The 20,297-nt window shown below is 68.8% G+C and carries 21 protein-coding genes and 1 tRNA gene; 18 read left to right on the top strand and 4 right to left on the bottom strand.

The genetic code is table 11. The annotated features are described in order from the left end of the window. Positions 1–108: 108 nt before the first annotated feature. The 5 genes from ACFVTR_RS18320 to ACFVTR_RS18300 all read left to right on the top strand — a co-directional run bounded on the left by ACFVTR_RS18320 (position 109) and on the right by ACFVTR_RS18300 (position 4,411). Positions 109–1,611 carry a hypothetical protein gene (locus ACFVTR_RS18320; protein WP_387039648.1) on the top strand — a complete coding sequence of 501 codons (1,503 nt, stop codon included), beginning with the start codon at positions 109–111 and terminating at the stop codon, positions 1,609–1,611. Positions 1,612–1,906: 295 nt separating this feature from the next. Continuing rightward, positions 1,907–2,104 carry a Flp family type IVb pilin gene (locus ACFVTR_RS18315; RefSeq protein ID WP_387039647.1) on the top strand — a complete coding sequence of 66 codons (198 nt, stop codon included), beginning with the start codon at positions 1,907–1,909 and terminating at the stop codon, positions 2,102–2,104. 74 nt (positions 2,105–2,178) lie between these two features. Then, positions 2,179–2,589: a TadE/TadG family type IV pilus assembly protein gene (locus tag ACFVTR_RS18310; protein ID WP_387039645.1), complete on the top strand. Its 411-nt coding sequence runs from the start codon at positions 2,179–2,181 to the stop codon at positions 2,587–2,589. Further along, positions 2,577–3,614 (top strand): pilus assembly protein TadG-related protein, encoded by a 1,038-nt coding sequence (locus tag ACFVTR_RS18305; protein WP_387039643.1) that lies wholly within the window; start codon positions 2,577–2,579, stop codon positions 3,612–3,614. The genes ACFVTR_RS18310 and ACFVTR_RS18305 overlap by 13 nt, the downstream gene beginning before the upstream one ends. A gap of 158 nt (positions 3,615–3,772) precedes the next feature. Then, the gene (locus tag ACFVTR_RS18300) at positions 3,773–4,411 is read left to right on the top strand and encodes a hypothetical protein (RefSeq protein ID WP_387039642.1); all 639 of its coding nucleotides are present in this window, start codon (positions 3,773–3,775) and stop codon (positions 4,409–4,411) included. On the opposite strand, the gene ACFVTR_RS18295 is transcribed toward ACFVTR_RS18300, so the two are convergent. Beyond that, on the bottom strand, positions 4,408–4,782 hold the full coding sequence (locus ACFVTR_RS18295) for a hypothetical protein (RefSeq protein WP_387039640.1): 375 nt from the start codon (positions 4,780–4,782) through the stop codon (positions 4,408–4,410). The genes ACFVTR_RS18300 and ACFVTR_RS18295 overlap by 4 nt on opposite strands. On the opposite strand from ACFVTR_RS18295, the gene ACFVTR_RS18290 reads away from it, so the two are divergent. Genes ACFVTR_RS18290 through ACFVTR_RS18265 form a run of 6 tightly spaced genes read left to right on the top strand, consistent with a single transcriptional unit; the run spans position 4,741 to position 10,585 of the window. Beyond that, complete coding sequence (locus ACFVTR_RS18290) at positions 4,741–5,724, top strand: CpaE family protein (RefSeq protein WP_387039638.1); 984 nt, start codon at positions 4,741–4,743, stop codon at positions 5,722–5,724. The two genes, ACFVTR_RS18295 and ACFVTR_RS18290, sit on opposite strands and share 42 nt — an antisense overlap. Further along, a complete protein-coding gene (locus ACFVTR_RS18285; RefSeq protein WP_387039637.1) occupies positions 5,711–7,240 on the top strand; it encodes a CpaF family protein in 1,530 nt (509 codons plus the stop codon). The genes ACFVTR_RS18290 and ACFVTR_RS18285 overlap by 14 nt, the downstream gene beginning before the upstream one ends. Then, the gene (locus ACFVTR_RS18280) at positions 7,237–8,193 is read left to right on the top strand and encodes a type II secretion system F family protein (RefSeq protein WP_387039635.1); all 957 of its coding nucleotides are present in this window, start codon (positions 7,237–7,239) and stop codon (positions 8,191–8,193) included. The genes ACFVTR_RS18285 and ACFVTR_RS18280 overlap by 4 nt, the downstream gene beginning before the upstream one ends. After that, entirely contained in the window at positions 8,193–9,080 is an 888-nt protein-coding gene (locus ACFVTR_RS18275) for a type II secretion system F family protein (protein ID WP_387039633.1), read from the top strand. Before ACFVTR_RS18280 ends, ACFVTR_RS18275 begins: the two co-directional genes overlap by 1 nt. A gap of 42 nt (positions 9,081–9,122) precedes the next feature. Continuing rightward, a complete protein-coding gene (locus tag ACFVTR_RS18270; RefSeq protein WP_387039631.1) occupies positions 9,123–10,169 on the top strand; it encodes an alpha/beta hydrolase in 1,047 nt (348 codons plus the stop codon). Continuing rightward, complete coding sequence (locus ACFVTR_RS18265; RefSeq protein WP_387039630.1) at positions 10,166–10,585, top strand: hypothetical protein; 420 nt, start codon at positions 10,166–10,168, stop codon at positions 10,583–10,585. Before ACFVTR_RS18270 ends, ACFVTR_RS18265 begins: the two co-directional genes overlap by 4 nt. A 51-nt stretch (positions 10,586–10,636) precedes the next feature. Here the strand turns inward: ACFVTR_RS18265 and ACFVTR_RS18260 are convergent, their stop codons facing one another. Both ACFVTR_RS18260 and ACFVTR_RS18255 read right to left on the bottom strand, forming a co-directional pair. Next, entirely contained in the window at positions 10,637–11,125 is a 489-nt protein-coding gene (locus ACFVTR_RS18260; protein WP_157425297.1) for a YajQ family cyclic di-GMP-binding protein, read from the bottom strand. Positions 11,126–11,196: 71 nt separating this feature from the next. Further along, positions 11,197–12,216, bottom strand: a complete 1,020-nt coding sequence (locus ACFVTR_RS18255; protein WP_387039629.1) for a LacI family DNA-binding transcriptional regulator — start codon at positions 12,214–12,216, stop codon at positions 11,197–11,199. Positions 12,217–12,347: 131 nt separating this feature from the next. Between ACFVTR_RS18255 and ACFVTR_RS18250 the strand changes: the two genes are divergently transcribed. The 4 genes from ACFVTR_RS18250 to ACFVTR_RS18235 all read left to right on the top strand — a co-directional run bounded on the left by ACFVTR_RS18250 (position 12,348) and on the right by ACFVTR_RS18235 (position 14,970). Then, complete coding sequence (locus ACFVTR_RS18250) at positions 12,348–12,545, top strand: hypothetical protein (protein WP_376941867.1); 198 nt, start codon at positions 12,348–12,350, stop codon at positions 12,543–12,545. A gap of 13 nt (positions 12,546–12,558) precedes the next feature. After that, positions 12,559–13,404, top strand: coding sequence for a PH domain-containing protein (locus tag ACFVTR_RS18245; RefSeq protein ID WP_387039628.1), 846 nt, complete (start codon positions 12,559–12,561; stop codon positions 13,402–13,404). A 38-nt stretch (positions 13,405–13,442) separates the two neighbouring features. Next, entirely contained in the window at positions 13,443–14,807 is a 1,365-nt protein-coding gene (locus ACFVTR_RS18240; protein ID WP_387039626.1) for a hypothetical protein, read from the top strand. A 78-nt stretch (positions 14,808–14,885) separates the two neighbouring features. Further along, positions 14,886–14,970, top strand: a tRNA-Tyr gene (locus ACFVTR_RS18235). A 73-nt stretch (positions 14,971–15,043) separates the two neighbouring features. Here ACFVTR_RS18235 and ACFVTR_RS18230 read toward each other — a convergent pair. Continuing rightward, on the bottom strand, positions 15,044–16,048 hold the full coding sequence (locus ACFVTR_RS18230) for a LacI family DNA-binding transcriptional regulator (RefSeq protein WP_387039624.1): 1,005 nt from the start codon (positions 16,046–16,048) through the stop codon (positions 15,044–15,046). A 224-nt stretch (positions 16,049–16,272) separates the two neighbouring features. On the opposite strand from ACFVTR_RS18230, the gene ACFVTR_RS18225 reads away from it, so the two are divergent. Genes ACFVTR_RS18225 through ACFVTR_RS18215 form a run of 3 tightly spaced genes read left to right on the top strand, consistent with a single transcriptional unit; the run spans position 16,273 to position 20,086 of the window. Beyond that, a complete protein-coding gene (locus ACFVTR_RS18225; protein ID WP_387039622.1) occupies positions 16,273–16,635 on the top strand; it encodes an L-rhamnose mutarotase in 363 nt (120 codons plus the stop codon). A 50-nt stretch (positions 16,636–16,685) separates the two neighbouring features. Beyond that, complete coding sequence (gene rhaI / locus ACFVTR_RS18220; RefSeq protein WP_387039620.1) at positions 16,686–17,852, top strand: L-rhamnose isomerase; 1,167 nt, start codon at positions 16,686–16,688, stop codon at positions 17,850–17,852. Then, positions 17,849–20,086, top strand: coding sequence for a family 78 glycoside hydrolase catalytic domain (locus ACFVTR_RS18215; protein ID WP_387039618.1), 2,238 nt, complete (start codon positions 17,849–17,851; stop codon positions 20,084–20,086). The genes rhaI and ACFVTR_RS18215 overlap by 4 nt, the downstream gene beginning before the upstream one ends. Positions 20,087–20,297: the final 211 nt, after the last annotated feature.

The following is a 20,297-nucleotide window of genomic DNA, read 5'->3' as shown; positions in this document are numbered from 1 at the left end:
GCTCGGTCGCCGACCGGGTCGTTCCGACGGACGACCGGATGAAGGAACGCCCTACCGATGTCCGACCGCCACCAGGCGCAAGCTCGCGCCAGCCGTCTCCGATCCGTCATGTCGACCGAGCGGTTCCGATGGTGGATGGTCTTCGTGGTGCTGGAGATGGTGGCCGTGGTCCGTGCCGCTGCCCCGCATGAGCATGATCAGTACTGGTCGGCCCGGGCCGGCGTCGAGAACCTCGAAGGAGCGCCCCTTATCCGGGCCGATGCGTGGAGCTGGTCGCAGGAGGGCGATTGGGTGCCCAACTCCCCGGTCTGGAACATCGTGCTCGGACTCGGCTGGCAGTCCGGCGGGTTCTGGGGGCTGTTCTGGGTCGCGTTCGTCTCGATCAGCGTGTTCTTCGCGCTCGCTCTGCTGCTCGCCCGACTGGCCGGTGCGCGGGCCCTCCCGACGCTCATCGGATTCGCGCCGGTGCTCGTCTTCGCCTTCTCTGCCTTCACACCGCGCGCGACCGTCGTCGTCCAGTCCATGCTGTTCCTCGCAATCCTGTTCGCGTGGTGGTGGGGCGGAGAGGTGCAGCGACGCGGCGTCGTCGTCTCGGCGTCGGTCGTGACCGGTGTGGGATTCGTGCTGTCGGTGGTCGGCAATTGGGTGCACCTGTCGTTCATGCTGATGGCGGCCGTGATCGCCGTGATGTGGGCGGTCGCATGGTGGGCCAGCCCTGGGATCGACCGGGGACGACGACTCCTGATGACCGTGACCGGGACTCTCGGCCTCTTCCTCGGTTGTGTGGCCTCGCCCTACGGAATCGCTGCGACGCTCGAGCGATCACGGGTCGTCGCGGAAGCATGCAGGGGCCTTATCAGCGAGTGGCTCTCGATCATCGACCTGATCCGCATGCAGGGCGTCCGCTTCATCCCCTTCGTGGTGGCGGCGATCCTCATCGCGATCGTGGCATCGATCTGGACGATCCGTCTCCTCCGGCGGGGCGGGAGGTTCGACCCCCGGGCGAGGATCGTCGCCCCGCTGACGCTCTTCGGGGCCCCCGCCGTGCTGCTCGGGCTCGACTCGCTGCGCTTCACGCTGATGGGCCTGCTCGTGCTCCTTCCGGTCGCGGCGTGCGTCGCAACGAGCGCCATGCGGCGGATGTATCGTGCGCAGGGGAGCACGAAGCGCCGCCTTCTCTCGCATCCGAAGGTCGTCGAGTACACATCCGGACGCTTCTGGACGGTGATCCTCGCCGGACTTCTCGTGATGGCACTGCCGTGGGTGATCATCAACACCGCCAGGGGCGCGACACCGTCGGAGGCGGATGTCGTGGCCGAACTCCCTCGTGGATGCCGCGTGTGGTCCACAGACCCGGTCGCGGGGCCGATCCTGCTCCTGCGCCCCGATGCCGAGGTGTGGATCGACGGGCGAGCGGACTTCTACGGGCGGGATCACCTGCTCGAGTACCTCAGAATCCTGTCGACCGAGGACCCGTTGCCCGAAGCCACGGAGTGCGTCGTGCTGCCGGCCAATGCGATGAGCCGTCGCCTCACGGAGGCGCTCGACGGCGACCGGCAATGGGCGCGCGTGGCGTCGAGTCAGGGCTACACGCTCTGGGTGCATGAGTAGGTCGAGCACGGGCGGCCCTGCGGGGACGGGGTACAGATGTACCCCGTCTGCAGGGGACACGTGTACCCCAATGTACCCCGGTGCTGTACCCCCAGATCGGGGGTACAGCGAGCGCATGTTGCGCGGTATCAGGCCGATGCGGGGCATTCGTTGCGTCGAAGACGGTTCGGCTCCCCCAAAGTGGGGCATAGGTGACCTGAGGGGCGGTGTATAGCTTCATTCCACTGCATGTACCCGCATACAGCGCACTATCCCTCCCCGGTGGTGCAGGCACCTTAACCCGAAGGGTTCCCTCATGCTCAAGGCATACGCCGCGCTCCAGGCGCGGATCAACTCGCTCCGCTCCGAAGAAGGCGCGACGGCGACCGAGTACGCGCTCGTCCTCGGGCTCGTCGCCATCGCCCTGGTCATCGCGGCTATCGCGCTTACGCCGATCCTCGACAGCTACGTCGCCGAGATCGGCAGCTGGATGGACTCGCAGGGCGTCGGTTAAGACGGCCGAGAAGACACGTCGGGGGTTCGGGCGCATTCGATGTTCCCGAACCCCACTGGCGGTTGAGGGTGAAGATGCGTAGGCGAAAGAGCGAACGAGGAGCGGCGGCGGTCGAGTTCGCCCTCGTGTTCCCGCTCGTCATCATGCTGCTCCTGACGGTGATCGAATTCTCACGGCTCTGGAACATCCAGGCCACCATCTCCGACAGCGCCCGGATCGCGGCACGCTCTGCCGCGGTCTACTCGAACGATCCCGATCTCGACGATTCCGAAGTGATCGCGAAGGCGAAGGCGGATGCCACGGGGATCCCGAGCTTTGTCGATTGGTCGAGTGCCACGGTGAACATCACGATCAGTTGCGACACCACGGGCGCCGCGACGAGCGAGGTCATCGTTGTGCCGGGATCATTCTCATCCTGGTTCACTGAGGCGCTCGGCGATCCGATCACGTTGAAGGCGACTGGAGAAATGCCATGCGGGGGTTGAAGATCCGACTTCGCCGGCTCGTCCGGCAAGAGCGCGGGGCGAATGCAGTCCTGATCGCGTTCCTCGTCGTGCCGATGCTGGGACTCGGCGCCGTCGCGCTCGACGTCTCGGCGCAGCACGCTGAACTCGGCCAACTGCAGCACGGAGCGGACGCAGCAGCCGTCGCCGTCGCATTCGACTGCGCGAACAACGCGACAGCCTGCGGAGGCTCAGCGGATTCGACTGCCGAGGGCTTCCTGGACGGCAACGGTGCCATCCCCGTCGACGGTGAGGCGAGCGTCGCAATCAACGCGACGGCTCAGACTGTCGAGGTCACGGCCTCGGCCGATTTCCCGCATTTCCTCGCGGGTCTGGTCGACACCGACGACGATCCGTCGTCCACGACGGTCAGCACCGATGCGACCGCCGCGTGGGGCTACGTCGGCGGTGGAGAGTTCATCCCCCTCGCGATCGCGGAATGCGAGATCGAACGCGGCATCGCCGACGCAGGCTCGACCGGTACGCCGTTCAAGCTGCTCACCGATGCGACGCCTTCGGGCGGAGGCGGTGGACACCCCGCGGCGAATCCGTGTCTGGACGCCGACTACCCGGGTGGGTTCAGTTGGCTCGATGACGACAACTGCACGGTGACGCTCAACCCCGACAACGTGGCCGAAGGCACACCCGGAAACAACACCGGCGGTACGGGGTGCCCCGTGAACTTCCTGCACGACCTGCTCGGCGAAACGGTTCTGGTTGCGCTGTACGACCACGTCGACGGCCTGACCGGTTCGGGCTCGCATGGGGAGTACACGATCTCGAAGTTCGCGGCATTTCACATCACCGGCTACTCCGCAGTGATCCCGGGTGGTGGCGCGACGAGGGAGTACATCGGGGCGCCGTACAACCAGACCCCTTACAAGTTCACGGGGAGCGAGCGCGGCTTGCAGGGCTACTTCATCGAGTACGTCTCCGTTGCCGAAGCCCTCGAACTGACGACGGTCGGCAGCCCCGGTGATCCGATCGCCGTCCATCTCATCGACTAGCCATCACAGCCAACCCGTCCCTACCGAAGGCAATCATGAAGACCCGAATCATCGGCGCGATCGTCGCCCTCCTCCTCGCCGGGATCGGCGCGGTACTGCTTGTCGGATACGTCCGCGGTGCTGACGCTCGCGCAGCCGAAGGCGCCGAGCTGACCGAGGTGTACATCGTGCAGGAAACCATCGCCAAGGGCACCCCTGGCGAGTCGGTGGCCGACTCCGTCAAGGTGGACACGATGCCGACGCGCAACGTCCCGGAAGACAGCGTGACCGACCTCGACCAGCTCACCGGGCTCGTGGCCGACGCCGAGATCCTGCCCGGTGAGCAGTTGCTGGTCGGGCGCTTCATCGACCCGGCCGACCTTGCAGCGGGGGGTGACGTCATGATCCCCGAGGGCATGCAGCTCATCTCGTTCACCCTGCCCGCCGATCGCGTCGTCGGTGGCCAGGTGCGCGCAGGCGATCTCATCGGACTCGTCGGTACCGTCGACCCGGATGAGGTGGGCGAGGAAGACGATGTCATCAACCCGGTGACGAGCTTCGCGTTCCACGATGTCCTCGTCACCAACGTCCAGGGTGCGGTGCTCGTCGACAGCACCACCGATTCCGAGCAGCAGATCGAGCAGGGCTCCGGCGACGCCATCATGGTCACGATCGCACTCTCCGCGCACGACATCGAACGTTGGGTCTGGTTCACGGAAGGTGAGGCCGGCGGCTACGCCAGTATGTGGCTCACACTTCAGAATGCGCAGACCGACAACGACGGCACAGCGCCGGTGACTGGAAGCAACGCGTTCTAGTGACCGCCTACGTCCTGGTCAGCCGCTCCGCCGAGTACGAGACCCGTCTTCGGGCCCTGCTCGGCGAGCGGCTCGCCGTGATTCCGGGCGAATTCCTCACGTTCGGGCCGGAAGCGGTCGTGAGTCGTGTCCCGGAGGAGCCGCGCATCGCCCTCCTCGGGCCGGTACTCAATTACGAGGAGACGAAGGGACTGGTCGTGGCGTTGACGGCGAAGCACCGCGATCTCGGACTCATCGTCGTGCGTGAGCAGCGTTCGGACCTCGAGGACTGGGTCGACGAGCTCGCACTGCACGCGGTGCTGAACCCCGATGCGAGCGACGAGACGACCGTGGCTCTGCTCGACCGGCTCGGGGCTTGGCTTGTCGCGCATGGGCACGCCGACGCGAATGACTTCGACGCGCCGCCTGCGCTGGAGATCGACGACATGCCGTTCGTCGACATCGCGTCAGAAGGTCAGCCGGATCCCGAAGAGGCCGAGCCCGAGCCCGAGCCCGAGGTGCCGGAGTGGGAGTTTCCGCCGATCGAGGCCGGCGTGCCGACCGAGGCGATCGCCGTCGTCGCTCCGAAGGGCGGACAGGGCAAGACGACCATCGCGATCAATCTGGCGACCGGCCTCGCCGAGGTCGCACCGAATTCGGTCGTGCTCGTCGACGCCGATCTGCAGTTCGGCGATATCACCGCCGCCCTGGCGCTTTCGCCTGATCGGACCATCGTCGATGCAGTCGCCGATGCCGCGGCCGACGAGCTGGTGCTGAAGACCACGCTCACCCACCATGAGGACGGGTTCTTCGTGGTGGCGAGCGCCGCGTCGCCCGAACTCGGGGATCAAGTGCCCCCGGCCGCCCTTGCACAACTGATCGATCGCCTTCGCTCGACATTCCGATACGTGATCATCGACACTACCCCGGGTCTCGGCGAGCACACGCTCGTCACGCTCGAGCACGTCACCGATGCGGTGTTCGTCACGAACATGGGTGTGCCGAGTCTGCGGGCCATGCGCACCGAGTTCGAACTGCTCAGGAAGCTCGGCCTCATGCCGGGCAACCGGCACGTGGTGGTCAACCAGACCGACAAGAACAGCGGCCTCACGATCAAGGACGTCGAGAACATCATCGGCACCCCGATCGACGTCGAGGTTCCGAAGTCGTCGGCAGTGCTGCTGGCGTCGAACCGCGGCGTTCCCCTCATCCACGACGACGTGCGCGACCCTGCGGCGAAGGCGATCAGATCGATCGTGCTTCGCATCGCACCCGCCGCGTTCCCGAAGCGCACCAAGATCCAGAGAAGGCGGCGATCGAATGAACCTGAATGATCGGCTGAACGCCCTTCGTGCTCAGCAGGGCGAGGAGCCCTTCGTGCCGGCCGCGCAGGCGACACCACAGGAACCTGCGACGCCGGATGATGCGAACACGCCGCCCGTCGCGCTCGACGGGGCGGCATCGACCGAGCGACTCGACACGCAGAATGCCGCGCAGGCGTTCTTCCATCCGCCGTCGGCGCCGCGGGCGCCGCAGCCTCGACCGTCTGCCTCGGTCGACCCGCTCGCCGGAGTGAAGGAGAAAGCAGCCGAAGAGCTCTTCGGTCGCATCGGCACTCGGATGAACGATGCATCGCTCACCGAGGAGCAACTGCACCTCCTCGCGCGGGCCGAGCTCGCCGACATCGTCGCAGGGGAACAGCTCGCGCTGTCGACAGCCGAACGCAACCGGCTCATCGATGACATCGGCGCGGACGTGCTCGGGTACGGGCCGCTCGAACCGCTGCTCGCCGATCCGAGTGTCAGCGAGATCATGGTCAACCGCTTCGACCGGTTGTACGTGGAGCGCAACGGCCGGCTGCAGGAGACACCGCATCGATTCACGGGGGAGCCGCAGCTGCGCCGGGTCATCGAGCGCATCGTCGCGAAGGTCGGTCGCCGCATCGACGAGTCGTCGCCGCTCGTCGATGCTCGACTTGAAGACGGATCGCGCGTCAACGCGATCATCCCGCCGCTCGCGGTCGATGGCGCCTCGCTCACGATCCGCAAATTCGCGGGCACGCCGTACACGGTCAACGACCTCATCAACTTCGGCAGCATGACCCGCGAGGTCGCGACCGTCCTCGACGCGGCCGTTCGCGCGAAGATGAACATCCTCGTCTCGGGCGGAACCGGCACCGGCAAGACGACGCTGCTCAACGTGCTGTCGGCGTTCATTCCCGGCGATGAGCGCATCATCACGATCGAGGACGCGGTCGAACTCCAGCTGCAGCAGGAGCACGTCGTACGTCTCGAATCTCGCCCGGCCAACATCGAAGGTCGCGGCGAGATTACGATCCGCGACCTCGTGCGGAACTCGCTGCGCATGCGGCCCGATCGCATCGTGGTCGGCGAGGTCCGTGGTGCCGAGTCGCTCGACATGCTGCAGGCGATGAATACGGGCCATGAGGGCTCGATCTCGACGCTGCACGCGAACTCGCCGCGGGATGCGGTCTCGCGCATGGAGACGCTCGTGCTCATGGCGGGCATGGACCTGCCCTTGAGGGCGATTCGCGAGCAGATCGCCTCGGCCATCGACATCATCGTCCAGATCGGCCGCCACAAGGACGGCGTCCGTCGGGTCACGCACGTCACCGAGGTGCACGGGATGGAAGGCGACATCATCACCCTGCAGGACGCGTTCACCTTCGACTACTCCGCGGGCTATGACGAGAACGGGCGACTGCTCGGGCGGATCGAGCCGACTGGCGTCCGCCCCCGGTTCGCGGAGCGGATCGCCGACTACGGCATCGCCCTGCCGATCTCGCTCTTCCAGCCCGACCTGCGCGAGATGCTCGGGGAGATGCGATGAACCCCTTCGTGCTCGGGCTCGGCATCGGCGTGGTCATGCTCGCGCTGCTCGTGCTCCTCCTCTTCGTCATCGCGCCGCCCGCTCCGCGCGTCGCGCGCGACCGGAGACTCGCCCCCGGGGTCGAACACGTGTCGGGCATCACCAAGCTCACGCAGAAGACGACGGCCGCGATCGAGGCGGCCGGTTCGAAGCGCAAGAGCCGCATGTTCGGTCCGGAAGAGCTCGAACTCGCGGGTATCAAGTCCGATCCGTCCAGCTTCGTCGTGCTCGTCGCCTCCGGCGCCAGCGTCGCGGCCCTCATCGGCGTGCTGCTCGGCCTCGCGAACGGCACGTGGCTGCTCTGGGCGATCCTGCTCGCGCTGATGACACCGTTCGTCGCGAAACTGGTCATCTCGAATCGAACTGCAAAACGGCGAAGAAGATTCGCCGATCAGGTCGACGACACCGTGCAGCTCATCGCCGGAAGCCTGCGCGCAGGACACGGACTCAATCGCAGCATCGGGGCGGTCGCGAGTGAAGCCGACGCTCCGACGAGTGAGGAGCTCGCGCGAGTGGTGAATGAGGTACGCCTCGGTCGCAACCTCGCCGACTCCCTGCACACCACGGCGGAACGCATGAAGAGCGACGACTTCGAGTGGGTCGCGCAGGCGATCGCGATCAATCAGGAGACCGGCGGCAACCTGGCCGAGGTGCTCGATCAGGTCGGCAAGACGATTCGCGATCGCAATGAGATCCGTCGGCAGGTGCGTGCGCTGAGCGCCGAAGGCCGGCTCTCGGCGATCGTGCTCGTGGCGCTGCCGATCGTCGTCTTCCTCTTCCTCCTCGTCGTGCAGCCGACGTACTTCAGCACCTTCTTCACGCACCCGCTCGGCATCGTAGGGCTGGTCTTCGCTGTCATCCTGCTGATCATCGGTTCGATCTGGACGGCGTTCACGGTGAGGGTGAAGTTCTGATGGAGATCTCGAACGTGCTCGTCCTCGTGCTGATCGGTGTCACCGCGATCGCCTTCGGCGTCTTCGTCTTCCTGCTCTTCCCGGAGCGCCGCCCCGCCATCGACCCGGCAGTCGAAGAGCATCCCGCGTTGGGGCCCGTCCAACAGGGCTCGCTCGGGACCTCGCTCGTTGCCGCGGCACCGAGTGGATACATCGCCTGGCTCGAGAAGCAGCTCGTCTTCGCCGGGCGACCGAACGGCTGGTCGCTCAACGGCATCGTCGTCTGGAAGATCGTGCTCGGCATCGTCGGGATCATCTTCGGATCGGTGTTCGCGCTCAACGGCGGGATGCAGCCGTGGAAGGTGCTCCTCGGAATCGCAGCGGCGGTCTTGCTCTTCTTCCTTCCCGACGTGATGATCAACAGCCGCGCGCACGACCGGCAGAAGGCGATCCAACTCGCCCTGCCGGACGTACTCGATCAGATGACGATCGCTGTCGAGGCCGGCCTCGGCTTCGACGCCGCGATGGCGAAGGCCGCACGCAATGGCAAGGGTCCGCTCGCCGAGGAGCTCATCCGCGTCCTGCAGGACATGTCGATCGGCCGCACGCGCCGCGATTCGTTCATGGAGCTCGAGCGACGGACGAACGTCGAGGACCTTCGTCGCTTCATCCGGGCGGTCATCCAGGCCGACCAGTACGGTGTCTCGATCGGCGATGTGCTGCGGGTGCAGTCGGGCGAGATGCGCCTCAAGCGCAAGCAGCGCGCCGAAGAGCAGGCGATGAAGGTAAGCGTCAAGATCTTGTTCCCGCTCGTCTTCTGTCTCCTTCCCGTGCTGTTCATCGTGCTGCTGACGCCCGCGGCGATCAACATGATGACGTCGTTCGGAAGCGGGATCGGAGGGCTCTAGGCTCCGATCGATAGGCTGGCCTCGCGACGAGGGGAGGGCGGCGTGGGGGAGACCGAAGCGAGCCTGCGCCCCGCCGAGTCGACCGCGTCCGCCCAGCCTCAGACCTGGCGCCCCGACCTCCTCGGCGACCGCTTCGAGCACCTCACCCTCCCGCTCGGGAGCGATGACGAGGGCGAGGTCGTCGCGACCCTCGTGCGGTACCGCCCGAGGTGGCGGCCGCGGCTCACGCGGGGCGCGGCATCCGGGGCCGATGTGCTCTACGTGCACGGCTGGAGCGACTACTTCTTCAACAGGGAGCTCGCCGAATTCTGGGCGGGCCTCGGCGCCCGCTTCTACGCGCTCGACCTGCGCAAGTACGGTCGCAGCCTGCGACCAGGCCAGGTGCCGGGCTTCGTGGCCGACCTCGCCACCTACGACGCCGACATCGAGGCGGCGCTCGCCGCGATGGGGCAACCGGATGCCACGAGCCCGGCCTCGGGCCGCCCGCTGATCCTGCTCGGGCACTCGACCGGTGGGCTGACGCTCTCGCTCTGGGCCGCGCGGCACCCGGGCCGCGCGGCGGCGCTGGTGCTGAACAGCCCGTGGCTCGAGTTCCAACTGAGCAAGGTGGGTCGGCAGGCGCTCGCGCCCATGATGGAGCTCGGCGCACGCGTGCACCCGCTCGCGCCGCTGCCGAACGTCGACCTCGGGTTCTACACGCGCGCCGTCGCCCGCGAGCAGGGCGGCGAGTGGGAGTACGACCACGAGTGGCGGCCCGACCGCGGGTTCGCGACGTCGCCGGCCTGGCTCATGGCGATCCTCGCGGGGCACGCCACGGTCGACGCGGGCATCGACGTCGGGGCGCCCGTGCTCACGCTGCTGTCGGCACGGTCGACGATCCTCGCCAGGTGGGACGAGGCGATGCGCTCGACTGACAGCGTGCTCGTCGTCGACGAGATCGCCCAGCGGGCGCTGAAGCTCGGGCCCTCGGTGACGGTCGCCCGCATCGACGGCGCCCTGCACGACGTGTTCCTCTCGCGCGAGCCGGTGCGAGCCGAGGCCTACGCCGACATCACCCGCTGGCTGCGCGGCTACGGCCCGGCGAGATGAACCGCCCGCGTCGTCGACGAGCCTGGCCGACCGCCGTCGGGTTGGTCGTCTGGGTGCCGCTCGCGCTTGGGGCGATGATCTGCCTCGGCATCTGGATGTTCGAGACCATGTTCACGTTCACCTACACCGTCGCGCTGGCCGCCCGGGCGAACGCGATGCACTGGCTTTGGAGCGGGCTGGGGCTGTCGATCCTGGTCTTCGCCGCAGGCTGGGTCTTGAGTCGCCGCTGGTGGGGTGCGCTGCTCGCGGTGACGCCCGCCGTGATCGTCGCCGTCGGTGAGATCTGGGGCGAACCAGACGACAGCATGGTGCCGCAGCTGCTGTTTCCGGTCGCGGCGCTGATCGCCGTCGTCGGGATCGTCTTCGTGGTGCGTCAGGCCGACGCCGTCATGCCTCCGCTCGACGCCGACGGCTGAGCGCGGTCGGGCCGAAGCCCGAACCGCGCTCGTCGAGATGCGGCGCTCCGCTCAGCGGAAGTTCGTGAACTGCAGCGCGACGTCGAGGTCCTTGCCCTTGAGCAGCGCCATGGTCGCCTGCAGGTCGTCGCGGCTCTTCGAGGAGACGCGCAGCTCGTCGCCCTGGATCTGGCTCTTGACGCTCTTCGGCGCCTCGTCGCGGATGATCTTCGAGATCTTCTTCGCGTTCTCGCTGTCGATGCCGTTCTTCAGCGCGATCTCGATGCGGAACTCCTTGCCCGACGCGTACGGCTCACCCGAGTCGAGCGCGCGAAGCGTGATGCCGCGCTTGATGAACTTCGACTCGACGACCTCGAGCACGGCCTTCACCCGCTCGTCGGTCTGCGCCTTCAGGAGGATCTTCTCGCCGCTCCACTCGACCGACGCGCCCACGTTCTTGAAGTCGTAGCGCTGCTCGACCTCCTTGCGCGCCTGGTTGACGGCGTTCTCGGCCTCCATGTGGTCGACCTTGCTCACGATGTCGAACGTTGAATCTGCCATGCGGGTCAGTCTACCGAGGCGCGAAATCAGACGAACGGATGCCACGGCGCACGCGCGAGGCATCCTCGCCGCTACTCGGCCGGGCGGGCCGTCGAGGATCGCACGCGGAGCTCGTAGGGGAGCTGGGTCGCGGCGGGCGCGGTCGTCGCGTCGGCGGGCGGCTCGAGCGCGTCCATGAGGATGTCGACGGCCTGCTCGCCCTGCAGGCGGGGGAACTGGGCGACTGTCGTGAGGCCGAAGAAGTCGGAGAGGTCGTGGTCGTCGATGCCGACGATCGAGACGTCGCGCGGCACGACGAGGCCGAGGTCGCGGGCGGCGAGGATCGAGCCGATCGCCATCTCGTCGGACGCGGCGAAGATCGCGGTCGGCCGGTCGTGGGGCGCGCCGAGCAGTTGCTTCGTCGCGTGGTAGCCGCCGCGGATGGTGAAGTCGGCCGGGGCGAAGAGGCGTGTGTCGGGCTCGATGCCGGCGTCGCGCAGCGCACCCTCGTAGCCGAGGCGCCGGTTCGTCGGCAGGTGGAAGTCGACGTCGAACTCGAGGTCGCCGCCGATGTGGGCGATGCGCCGGTGGCCGAGACCGATGAGGTGCTCGGTGGCGAGTCGGGCCACGGCGACGTCGTCGATCGTGAGCGTGCGCACCCCGGGGATCGGTCCGCCGACGCCGACGAGCGGCTTGCCGAGCTCGTGGAGCCGGGCGACCTCGGGCTCGGTGAGTTCGAGCGACACGGCGATGACCGCGTCGACGCGCTGGCGCAGCAGGAAGTGCTCGAACACGCTCGAGCGCTCCTGGCCGTCGCCCGAGAGGTTGTAGAGGGTGAGGTCGTATCCGCGGCGGAGCAGCGCCTGCTGTGCACCCTCGAGCACCGAGGAGAAGAACCAGCGGTTGAGGAACGGCACGACGACGCCGATGTTGCGGGTGCGGCCCGAGGCCAGGGAGGAGGCGTTCGAGGAGACGACATAGCCGAGGCGGGCCGCGGCATCCTGCACCTTCGCCTTCGACCCGGGCGAGACGTGGCCGCGGCCGCTGAGTGCGCGCGAGACCGTCGCGGTGGAGACTCCCGCGAGCTTCGCGACCTCTTCGATGCCGGCCATGGGCCCTCATTCCCCGTAATCGGTTGGAATCCTACCGGTCGCACCCGCCCGAGTGCGGCGCGGCGCGTTGTCTCGGACGGCGGGTTCAGGCAAGAATGCCTTGGTCAGGGTCTGCCCAAGGGGTGGTTGGCATGCCCATCCGTCACTCGAAGGGAACCGCAACCGTGAAGTGGGTCAAGCGCATCGTCCTGGGCCTCGTCGTGGTCTTCGCCGCGTTCTATCTGATCACCCGGCCCGAAGACGCCGCCAACGCCGTGCAGGGCGCGGTCGATGCCGTCTTCAACGCCGCGGGATCGGTCGTCACGTTCTTCACCTCGCTCTCGTCATAGCCCGGAGCGCGCCGTGAGCCTGTTCGATCCGCACGTCGAGCGGCACCTCATCGCCGACGACGGCGAGGTGATCATCGACGAGGTGCGCAAGCACTGGGTGTCGAACGTCTTCGCCGCGCTCGAGATGCTGGCCGCCGTGCCCGTGCTGTTCCTGCTGGCGTGGCTGCCGTCGCAGCTCTACTGGGTGCCGTTCTTCCTCTCGCTCTTCCTCGTGATCCACGGCGGCTGGCGCATCCTCGGCCGGCGCATGGACCGCTTCGTCATCACGAACATGCGCGTGTTCCGCGTGCACGGCATCCTCTCGCAGCGCATCGCGACCATGCCGATCGCGCGAATCCTCGACATCTCGGTGCACGTGCCGATCCTCGGGCGGGTCTTCAACTACGGGCACTTCATCTTCGAGTCGGCCGCGCAGGACCAGGGCCTGCGCGAGATCCGCTTCGTTGCCGCGCCGAACCAGCGCGGACTCACGATCCAGCGGGTCATCCAGCGTGCGGGCCTCCGCGGAGGAGCGCGCCCCACGACCGAAGAGCGCCGCGCGGAGCCGGCTCGCATCTCGCGCGAGCGCGCCGAACGGGCGCGGGCCGAGCAGGCCGCCCTCGACGAGCGCGCCCGGGCTCGCGAGGAGTGGGACCGCGAGCAGCACGCTCGTGGCGGTCGCGACGCCGGCGGAGCCCGTGAGCCCAACACCGAGCCGGTGCCGGTGCAGGCGACCGCGCCGCAGGGCCACCAGGGCTGGCTCTCGACCCACGAGCAGCGGCAGAGTGCCGCGCTGGCCAGGGAGTCGTCGAGCGAGCCCGACGGCGTGCGAGACCACAACGACACGGCCGAGATGCCGTGGTGGCGTTCGTCGAACTGAGGGTGGCCCGTGCTCGACCGGTGTGCGAGCATGGCGGAATGTCGAATCGACGGAAGTCGCTCGCAGGGGGAATCGCAATCATCGGGCTCGTGCTCGTCGGCGCTGCCGCGCCCGCGAGCGCCGTCGACCCGGCGACCGAGATCGGTACGTACGCGGACTGGACGGTCGGCGGCGCCGCAGGCGCGTTCACCGCGACCGGGATGCTTCCGGCCTCGACCGGATTCGCGGGGCCGATCAGCGTCACGAGCGACTCCATCACCCTGACCGAGGCCTCGGGCGCGAGCGCGTTCCTCAACGCCTCGACCGACTTCGGCACCGAGTACGGGTCGAGCCGGTTGCAGCCGTACCTCACGATCAGGCCGAAGACGGGTGCGCTCGCGCCGAATCCGCCGGCCGTCGACAACCCGCCGCCGTCGCGCACCGTCGTCGACCTGGGCGCCACGCGCGGCGACGACTGGGGCTTCGCGCTCGGCGACGTCGACGCCGACTGGGTGTTCGTGACGGCGTTCGACGACGCCGGCGTGCAACTGCCCGTCTCCGCGCTCGGTGCGATGACGCCCGCGAACTACTGCGCGGCCGGATCGCCGAAGCCGAGCACGTGCACTGGGCCGGGGCCGTTCACCGACGTCCCGCGCTGGGTGAGCACGGGCACCCTCAACGATTTCGGCATCGACTTCGTGGCGGGCACGCTCGTCGGCAACTTCGACGACACGACGGGCGCCTACCTCGGGTTCCGGCCCGACCCAGCGGTGCGCCGCATCGAACTCCTCTACGGCGCCGTCAACGGTTCGCCCTCGTACCAGCTGTGGCTTGCCGCCGCCGCGACGAAGACCACGATCACGGGCACCGTCGTGCTCGACGACGGCGCTCCGCCCCCGCCCGGAACGGTCGTCGCGGTCGACGATGCCGACGGCGAACCCGTGCGCGACGTCCTGGGTGAAGAACTGCAGGTGCCGGTCGACGAGAACGGCGGCTTCACGATCGAACTCCCGCAGGTCGGCGAGTACACGCTCGTCGTCGTGCCCCCGGCCGGCTACACGCCGCCCGAACCCGTGACCGTCGACGGCTCGCAGGCCGAGGTCGAGGTGCCGCCGATCACTGTCGAGCCGGTCGTCGTGGTGCCGCCGTCGTCACCGCCCGCCTCGCCGCCACCGGCGACCGCGACGCCCGCCCCGGCCGCGACGGGCGAGCTCGCCGAATCCGGGGCGAACGTCGCGCCGTTCATCGCGATCGCGGCCGGCGTGCTGCTCGCCGGAGCCGCTGCAGTGGTGTTCGCGGCGGTCCGGCGCCGCCGCGCCGCACCCGTGTCGCTTGGCCCCGACGGGGCGCCGAGCGACCCGTCGTCGGGCCCTCCCGCGAGCCCTGCATCGGGCCCACCATCCGGCCCGTCGAACCCGTCCTGAGCTCGATTTCCGCCACGGGGCCTCGACGGGTATCCTTGACAGGCCCCCGGTTGTGTGCAGAACGTGGTCGGGTGCGACGGCGAGTTACCCAAGCGGCCAAAGGGATCTGACTGTAAATCAGACTGCTCAGCATTCGGGGGTTCGAATCCCTCACTCGCCACCAGTGAAAGCCCCGGTTCGCCGGGGTTTTCGTGTTTCCTGGGGGTGGGGCAGCAGGCCCGTTCCGATCCGCCCGCTCACGCCCGCGCCGAGGCGCGCACGATGAGTTCGGGTTGGAAGACCACGTGCTCCGCCGTGAACTCGGGGTCGGATGCCTCGCGCAGCAGCAGGTCGACGGCGGTGTGCCCGATGAGGGCGGCCGGCTGCCGGATCGAGGTGAGCGGCACGACGGCGGCGGCGGCGAAGTCGATGTCGTCGTAGCCGACGAGCGCGACGTCCTCGGGCACCCGCATCCGCCCCTGCATGACGAGCGCCTGCATCACGCCGACGGCGAGCAGGTCGTTCGCGGCGAACACCCCGTCGGGGCGTTCGGCCGCGGGCCTGGCGCTCAGCGCCTCGCCGGCGGTGCGGCCCTGCAGGGCGGTGAGGTTCTCGGTCGGGATGAGTTCGAGCGTGGCGCCGGGAACGGCGGCGACCGCCTGCCTGGCGCCCTCGAGGCGGTCGGCGACCTGGCGGATGCCGGTGGGCCCGCCGACGAAGGCGATGCGACGCCGCCCGAGGCCGAGTAGGTGCTCGGCGGCGAGGCGGCCGCCGGCGACGTCGTCGACGGCGACCGAGGAGAAGCGGTGGTCGGGTGCCTCGCGGTCGACGAGCACGACGGGCGTGCCGCGCGAGCGCAGCCGTTCGAGCTGCGGCATCTCGTCGGCGAGCGGTGAGATGAGCACGCCGTGCACGCGCTGCTCCTCGAAGAGGTCGACGTAGGCCCGCTCGCGTTCGGCGTTCTCATCGCTGTTGCCGAGCAGCACGGTCATGCCGTCTTCGGCCGCGCGGGTCTCGGCGCCGCGGGCGACGTCGGTGAAGAAGGGGTTTCGCACGTCGAGCACCACGAGCCCGATCGAGCGGCTGCTGCCGGCGCGGAGCTGGCGGGCGGCGTCGTTGCGCACGAAGCCCAGATCGTCGATCGCGGCGAGCACGCGCTCGACGGTCGCGGGTGCGACCTTGTCGGGTCGGTTCAGCACGTTCGAGACTGTGCCGACCGAGACGGATGCCGCGGCCGCGACGTCGCGCACACTCACTGTCATTTCGGGGCCCCCGTCGCCATCGGCGGAAATGAATCGATTCGATCATGATCGTAGCCCATGGTCTCGTCGAACGGCGGCAGGCGGATGAGACGATTCAACTGCGAGCTTGACCACTCGGGCGGATCGACCCTACAGTGGCAATGAGGGAGCTTTGAATCGATTCATGTTTCGAGTCGATCCGCCCGGTGCACAACGGAGTCCGAAGGAAAGGGGAGTGTTCGACGATGAGCCGTGCCGACCATCTCCAGCGCGTCTGCTTCCAGCTGCAGGTCGACCCCGCGAGGCTCGACGAGTACCGCGAACGCCACGCCGCCGTCCGGCCCGAGATGCTCCGCGCCATCGAGGCGTGCGGCCGCCGCAACTATTCGCTCTTCCTCCGTGAAGACGGCATGCTCATCGGCTACTACGAGACCGACGACGACGTCGCCGCGCAGCAGGCCCTCGCCGCCGACCCGCGCACTGCCGCGTGGGAGGCCGAGATGGCCCCGTTCTTCGTCGCACTCGACGGAGCCCGCCCCGACCAGGGCGCACCCAGACTCCCCGAGGTGTTCAACCTCGAGGCCCAGCTCGACGCCCTCGACGCCTGACGGCGCATCCGGCTCACTGAACGACGAACCACCGACGAAAGCGACACGAAATGACGACACTCACCGCCGAGATCGAGACGCAGCTGGCCGCGCAGGCCATCGAGCTGCCGAGCTGGGCGTTCGGCAACTCGGGTACCAGGTTCAAGGTCTTCGCGACCCCGGGCACCCCGCGCGATCCCTTCGAGAAGATCGCGGATGCCGCGCAGGTGCACCGGTTCACGGGCCTCGCCCCGACGGTCGCCCTGCACATCCCATGGGACAGAGTCGACTCGTACGACGAGCTGCGCCGCTTCGCCGAGGACCAGGGGGTCGCACTGGGCACGATCAACTCGAACACCTTCCAGGACGACGACTACAAGTTCGGTGCGCTCACCCACGAGGACGCCGCGGTGCGCCGCAAGGCCATCGACCATCACCTCGAGTGCATCGACGTCATGCACGCCACGGGTAGCCGCGACCTGAAGATCTGGCTCGCCGAGGGCTCGAACTACCCCGGCCAGGCCGACCTGCGCGGCCGGCAGGACCGCTTGCACGACTCGCTCACCGAGATCTACGCGCGCCTCGGCGACGCGCAGCGACTCGTGCTCGAGTACAAGTTCTTCGAGCCGGCGTTCTACCACACCGACGTTCCCGACTGGGGCACGAGCTACGCCCAGGTCACCGCCCTCGGCGACAAGGCCATGGTCTGCCTCGACACGGGCCACCACGCGCCCGGCACGAACATCGAGTTCATCGTCATGCAGCTGCTGCGCGTCGGCAGGCTCGGCTCCTTCGACTTCAACTCGCGCTTCTACGCCGACGACGACCTGATCGTGGGCGCCGCCGACCCGTTCCAGCTGTTCCGCATCATCTTCGAGGTGATCCGCGGCGGCGGCCTCAACAATCCCGACGTCGCCTTCATGCTCGACCAGTGCCACAACGTCGAGGACAAGATCCCCGGCCAGATCCGAAGCGTCCTCAACGTGCAGGAGATGACCGCCCGGGCCCTGCTCGTCGACCGTGAGGCCCTCGCCGCGGCGCAGCGCGCAGGCGACGTGCTCGAAGCCAACCGCATCTACATGGACGCCTTCTACACCGATGTGCGCCCGGCCCTCGCGGCCTGGCGCGAAGCGCGCGGACTCGCGGCCGATCCGCTCACCGCGTACCTCGACTCCGGCCATCTGCAGCAGATCGCGGCCGATCGGGTCGGCGGCGTGCAGGCAGGATGGGGCGCATGATGCTCGCCGACGCCACCCCCATCACCGCCGACACCGAGGGCCGCGCTGCGGTCATCCTGCGCACGAAGCTGCAGCTCGACGGGATCGACCTCGCCGGGGCGGTGCTGCAGGCCACCGCCCATGGCATCTACGAGGTGCGCATCGACGGCGTGCCGATCAGCGAGGCCGTGCTCGCGCCCGGCTGGACCGCCTACGAATGGCGCCTGCAGGTGCAGGAGTACGACGTCACGCCCCTCGTGAAGCCCGACTCGGTGATCGAGGTGACGCTCGGCAACGGCTGGTGGCGCGGCGGGCTCGGCTGGGAGGGCGCCGACGGCAAGTACGGCGACGACCTCGCCTTCCTCGCGACCCTCACCGTGCGGGACCGGGCGGGCGGGGTCCACCGGATCCACACCGACACGACGTGGGAGGCGATCGACTCGCCCACGAGCGACAACAGCCTGTACCACGGCCAGCGCATCGACGCCCGGGTCCGCGACGCCGCTCCGGCGCCCCGGTCCGTCCGCGCCGTGGAGGTCGACCTCTCCACGCTCGTGCCGCAGGCCGGACCGATGACCGTGCGTCACGAGGTGGTCGAGCCGAAGCGCATCTGGAGCTCGCCGAGCGGCAGGACCCTCGTCGACTTCGGGCAGAACCTCGTCGGCTGGGTGCGGCTGCGCGCCCAGGGCGCGCGGGGCGACGAGATCGTGCTCCGGCACGCCGAGGTGCTCGAGAACGACGAGCTGGGGGTGCGCCCGCTGCGGTCCGCACGTGCGATCGACACCTTCGTGCTCTCGGGCGGCGTGGACGAGTTCGAGCCGACCTTCACCTTCCACGGGTTCCGGTTCCTCGAGGTCGAGGGCTTCCCCGGCGACCTCACAGCCGATGCGCTCGAGGCCGTCGTCGTGTATTCCGACCTCGAACGAACCGGCTGGTTCGAATGCTCCGACGAGCGCGTGAACCAGCTCGTGTCGAACTCGGTGTGGAGCCAGATGGGCAACTTCCTCGACGTGCCCACCGACTGCCCGCAGCGCGACGAGCGACTCGGCTGGACCGGTGACATCGCCGCGTACGCGTCCACCGCCGCCTTCCAGTTCGACGTCGCCGACTTCCTGCACAAGTGGCTCCTCGACCTCGAGGTCGAGACGCGGGCCGCGGGGGCGCAGGGGGTTCCCGACGTGGTGCCCGACATCCTCCGCGTCATCGGGGCCGCCAACGGCGGGCCGTTCTCCGAGCCGCGCCTGCCGAAGGCGGTGTGGGGGGATGCCGCGGTCTGGGTGCCCGAGGCGCTGTGGCGGGCCTATGGCGATCGCGACCGGCTCGCCGCGCACTACCCGGCGATGGCCCTGCACCTCGCCTCGGTCGAGGGCGTGCTGACCCCCGAGGGCCTGTGGACGGCGGGATTCCAGTACGGCGACTGGCTCGACCCCGACGCCCCGCCGGAGGACGCCGCCCGGGCGAAGGCCGACCCCTCGGTCGTCGCGACCGCGTGCCTCGTGCGCTCGGCGTCGTTCGCGGCGGAGGCCGCACGCGTGCTCGGCGAGGAGGCGGACGCCGAGCGCTGGCAGGGCCTCGCGGATCGGACCCGGCAGGCCTTCGTCGAGGCGTACGTCGGCGCCGACGGCCGCATCCACTCCGACTGCGCGACCGTGTACGCGCTGGCGATCGCGTTCGACGTGGTCGACGGTGCGCTGCGCACGCGTGCGGGGGAGCGGCTCGCCGAGCTCGTGCGCGACGGCGGCTACCGTGTGACGACCGGCTTCGCCGGCACGCCGTACATCACGGATGCCCTCACCGAGACCGGGCACGTCGACGAGGCGTACCGGCTGCTGCTCGAAGACGGGTGCCCGTCGTGGCTGTACCCGGTGACGATGGGCGCGACCACGATCTGGGAGCGCTGGGACTCCATGCTCCCCGACGGCAGCATCAACCCAGGTGAGATGACGAGCTTCAACCATTACGCGCTGGGCGCGGTGGCCGACTGGCTCTACCGCGTCGTCGCGGGGATCCGTCCGGCGGAGCCGGGCTACGCCCGGCTGCGACTGCAGCCGCTCCCCGGCGCCGGGCTCTCGTGGGCGCGTGCGTCGCTCGAGACGCGCCACGGGCGCGTGACGAGCGGCTGGCGGCGGGAGCCCGAGGGCGTCGTCGTCGAGGTCGAGGTGCCGGACGGCATCGAGGCGGACGTCGTCCTGCCCGACGGCGGGGTCAGCACCGTGACCGGCGGCCGTCACCGTTTCGTCGCCGCGGCCGCGTAGCCGTGGCGGTCGCGGGCATCGGGGGAGTGCAGCCGGAACGGCACGCATCCCCGATGCCCGCACGCCCGCGAGCGATCGCCGCACGCGGGAGAGGCCGAGTGAAGCAGCACTTGCCTCGGAGGGTCACCGTTGATACGATTCAACAGCACCCGAATTGAAACGTAATAACTCGCGGGTCGGTTCACCCCACCAGAAGCCTGCCCCGAGTGCA

This window comes from Agromyces sp. NPDC058126 (genome assembly GCF_042884595.1).
Taxonomy (GTDB): domain Bacteria; phylum Actinomycetota; class Actinomycetes; order Actinomycetales; family Microbacteriaceae; genus Agromyces.
The sequence above is the reverse complement of the archived record's forward strand: the minus strand, read 5'-3'. Positions and strand labels throughout refer to the sequence as shown.